This is a genomic window from Bacillus sp. AFS001701, assembly GCF_002559405.1.
In the GTDB taxonomy this organism is placed as follows: Bacteria; Bacillota; Bacilli; order Bacillales; family Bacillaceae_G; genus Gottfriedia.
Map to the genome: position 1 here is coordinate 1 of NZ_NTZO01000451.1, position 2,986 is coordinate 2,986.

The window sequence follows — 2,986 nt, forward strand, 5'->3', positions numbered from 1 at the left end:
CTATTTAACAACATATTTTATATAATACTATTAGACGTTAAGAATTTTTTTGAAATCATATATACATTCTTAATTGCATTTTTTAACGTCAAACAATTATGTAAAATCTTACCCGGAGCGTGATTAAATTTGCAGAAGCACAGACGTAGAAACACACCAGCATTTACTGTTTTAGCATACTTTACATTAGTTGCAGGTGTATTTTTGTTTTGTATCGGACTTTACAATGCAGATATGGAATTAAATGAAAAAGGTTATTATATTGCAGTTATGCTATTAGTAGCAGTAGGCTCAATTTTAACCCAAAAGGTTGTTCGTGATAATGCCGAAGATGATGATATTATCGCGGAGCAAGAAGTTCAATTAAAGATGAAGCTAGATAGCTCAACAAAGAAAGAAACAACTAATTTATAAAAACAAAAAGGGATCACAAAAAGTACTTTGACTTTTGTGATCCCCTTTTTTATGATAATAAAGTTTTTATTCCCAAACTCGTTTTAATTTAAAGAATTCTTGAATATAGCCATAAAGTGAAACTGGCGACATAATCATTTGATAGCATAATAGGAAGAATAGAAATCCTATACGATTATTTCTTATTCTTAAATTTAAATTACGGAAAACATAGTTTTTCTGGTAAAAATAAAGGATGGAATAGCTAATAAATGTTAATGGGAGAACTAATAAAGTCATTGGACCAACAATAATGTTGATTCCAAAAAACGCTAAAATCAGTCCAGGAATCCAACATAAAGTGTAAATAAGATCTAAGTAAACCATCATGAGATTAATACCGGTTAAATACTTCGTATAAACTTGTGGTTGTTGCCACGGTTTTATTTCAATCAGTCCTTCAACCATACCTCTTGCCCATCTTGATCTTTGTTTAGCAAAATGACCAAAGGTTGTAGGAGCATCAGTAAATGCAACAGCTAATGGTTCAAAATATACCTTCCATTGCTTCTGTAGAAGTCTCCATGTTAAAACGATATCTTCTCCAATAGCATCTGGCCAACCTTTAACTTCTTTTACACAATCAGTTTTATATAAACTAAACGCCCCTTGTGCAACAAGTGTTCCTTGATATAATCCCTGAAGTCTTTTTATTGACGCAATTCCTAAGAAGTAGTCCCACTCTTGAATCTTAGTCCAAAATGTTTCACGACTATTACGAACTAACATTGAGCCAGCAACAGCACTAACATCAGAAGGGCTACTTTTTATTCTTGAAACTAAGTATCTTATTGAAGAAGGATGAATTAATGTATCTGCATCTAATGTAATGACATATGTTGTTTTTACATACTCCAAGCCTAAATTAAGTGCATGAAACTTACCTGGTTTTGGTTGATGTAATAAAGTAATATTTGAATTTAGCTCTTTTTTCGCCCTCATTACTTCACGATCTGTACCATCAGTTGAATTATTATTAATTACGATAACGTTTATTTCACCAGTATAGTCTTGAACTGAAATATATTTTAACGTATTAAAAATAGCGCCTTCTTCATTATACGCAGCCACTAATACAGTTACCGAATCATTTGGAAATTCATTTTTAAAATTCGGTTGTTTATCGAGTAGTAAACTTATGACTAAAAACGTGCTCATATAGCCTGGTATATAAGCAATACCGCTTATTATGAAAATTGCTACTGGCGTAGTAACAACATCAGATAAATCCTTTACCCAAGGAATTGATAAATAAATTGAAAAAAGTAACCAAGAAAATGAAATAAAATGGCTAAACCAAAATTTCTTATTTACTGTTAAATAGTATCGGTTTCCTTTTTTTTGTATAGGAGACAAGTTTGGTTTCAATAGCCTTACCCCTTTTTTTAAATAAAATCGATAAACAACATTATATCACTATAATTTATAATAATATCCTAGCAACTTATGGAAAAAATGAATTAATGACAAAATAAAAAAGAACTGAAATTCTATCAGTTCTTGATCTAGCCAATATTATTTTTTAAAAGATAATCCTTTCACTTCCAAGGCATTTTTAATTGTCAAAATCGCCTTAGGTCCCATCCCATGTAATTTTAATACTTCTGCTTCACTTAATTGTGTGAATTGCTCCAAATGTAAGTAACCTGCTGAAGTTAATGCTCTAATAGCAGGTTTAGCTAATCCATTTGGTAGTGAATTTTCACTCATTTTAAATCCCCTCCTTTTTAAAATTTTTATCAAGCCAATTGATTATGTCGTTTTTCATACTACTTGTGATCGTATGATTTACATCCTTATATTTGAGAAAATCTATATAAGAATGATGTTTTGTTGTTAAGAAATCGAGTTGCCCTCCAATTGGAATAACTAAATCCTGTTCGCCGTGTAAGAATAAAACAGGCTTTCTTATTGTACAATCTTTAAATTTGGGATCATATTTTACAAACGTTTCCAATTCACTTTCATTTAATGGGTCTCTTCTATCTTTTTTACGAAAATCCTTCTCAGAATAAATATAAGAACTTGATCCATTAATATTAATTAATCCGGCATAACAATTATTTGAAAAAACATTCCACTTGCAATAAAAACACCCATTGAACTTCCTATAGGATTGTATTTTCTTTTTGTAAACAAAACTGATCTATCATTTCATCTTCTTCATCAATTGATTCAAATATCGTTTTCCAAAAATAAGTTTGTAAAATCTCTTGATCGAAATGGTTATTCAGAGCTTGTCTCGAATCATGGTATTTAATTTCGGGAATAACAACTTTATATCCTAATTCAGATAGCTCTTTACCAAGTTGTATTTGTGATTCAATCGTTGAACCCCAGCCATAAAACATGATGATTGTTTCTTTCCTACTAATTATATTTGGGGTTATTTCATAATAATTAATCATTTTTCCCACCTAAATTTCTTTATTTTCTATCGTAATATTAAATCATTCTAATAATAACAAAATTATTTGAATTTTGAATTGCCATATTTAAGAAAATGCTATAAAATACTTTTGTTTGTATACAA

4 protein-coding genes are annotated in these 2,986 nt (G+C 29.9%); 1 reads left to right on the forward strand and 3 read right to left on the reverse strand.

Going from position 1 to position 2,986, the window contains the following annotated elements; translation table 11 throughout:
• Positions 1-129 precede the first annotated feature (129 nt).
• Positions 130-414 carry a YiaA/YiaB family inner membrane protein gene (locus tag CN514_RS20975; RefSeq protein WP_056475296.1) on the forward strand — a complete coding sequence of 95 codons (285 nt, stop codon included), beginning with the start codon at positions 130-132 and terminating at the stop codon, positions 412-414.
• Positions 415-480: 66 nt separating this feature from the next.
• Here CN514_RS20975 and CN514_RS20980 read toward each other — a convergent pair whose 3' ends face one another.
• The 3 genes from CN514_RS20980 to CN514_RS20995 all read right to left on the reverse strand — a co-directional run bounded on the left by CN514_RS20980 (position 481) and on the right by CN514_RS20995 (position 2,861).
• Positions 481-1,821, reverse strand: coding sequence for a glycosyltransferase family 2 protein (locus CN514_RS20980; RefSeq protein ID WP_098234248.1), 1,341 nt, complete (start codon positions 1,819-1,821; stop codon positions 481-483).
• A 147-nt stretch (positions 1,822-1,968) separates the two neighbouring features.
• The gene (locus CN514_RS20985; RefSeq protein WP_098234249.1) at positions 1,969-2,163 is read right to left on the reverse strand and encodes a helix-hairpin-helix domain-containing protein; all 195 of its coding nucleotides are present in this window, start codon (positions 2,161-2,163) and stop codon (positions 1,969-1,971) included.
• A 398-nt stretch (positions 2,164-2,561) separates the two neighbouring features.
• A complete protein-coding gene (locus CN514_RS20995) occupies positions 2,562-2,861 on the reverse strand; it encodes a hypothetical protein (protein WP_098234251.1) in 300 nt (99 codons plus the stop codon).
• Positions 2,862-2,986 lie beyond the last annotated feature (125 nt).